Raw genomic sequence first — 646 nt, 5'->3', positions numbered from 1 at the left:
ACTCCACGCGCTGTACGTCGTCGACGGCGCGGCGTACTCCAGTCTGGAAGCAGGCGCGGAGATCGTCGTCGAGGCGCTCGAATCCGAGGGGAAGGAGGCGACGGGCCGCGTGGCCGAGGCCGCCGCCGACGCCGACGTCGAGTGCGTCTCCACCGTCGTCTCCGGCACCGCGTACCGCTCGATTCAGGACTACGTCGACGAGCACGACATCGACGTCGTCGTGATGGGGACCCACGGTCGGAAGGGGATCGACCGCTACCTCCTCGGAAGCGTCACGGAGCGCGTCGTCCGCACCTCGGACGTGCCGGTGTTGACCGTGCGCCAGCCGGCGGATGAGTAACCGCACCGTACTCGGCGGACGCGGGTGACACCGATGCGCGACTGGCTCTCCCACCGCGTGGTCTCGTCGCCGGACGACACCGCCCTCGTCCGCGCCGAGGACGGCGAGGCGTGGAGCTACACCGACCTCGACCGCCTGGTCGCCGAGACCGCGGGCCGCCTCGTCGCGCACGGACTCGGCGAGGGCGATCGAATCGGCGTGCTCACGCCCCCGTACGTGGGCACCGTCGGGCTCGTTCACGCGACGATGCGGATCGGGGCGACGTTCGTCCCGCTCGGACAGGAGCTGACGTCGCGCGAGATCGCG

Annotated in this window: 2 protein-coding genes; both read left to right on the top strand. The window is 71.2% G+C overall.

Annotation, left to right across the window (positions count from 1 at the left end):
- The coding region (locus EXE47_RS18270; RefSeq protein WP_137708632.1) for a universal stress protein at positions 1-340 on the top strand (340 nt) is incomplete at its 5' end.
- Positions 341-373: 33 nt separating this feature from the next.
- A partial coding sequence (locus EXE47_RS18265; protein WP_158293634.1) for an AMP-binding protein occupies positions 374-646 on the top strand: 273 nt, incomplete at its 3' end.

This window comes from Halorubrum sp. GN12_10-3_MGM, from assembly GCF_005435235.1.
In the GTDB taxonomy this organism is placed as follows: domain Archaea; phylum Halobacteriota; class Halobacteria; order Halobacteriales; family Haloferacaceae; genus Halorubrum; species Halorubrum ezzemoulense.
The sequence above is the reverse complement of the archived record's forward strand: the minus strand, read 5'-3'. Positions and strand labels throughout refer to the sequence as shown.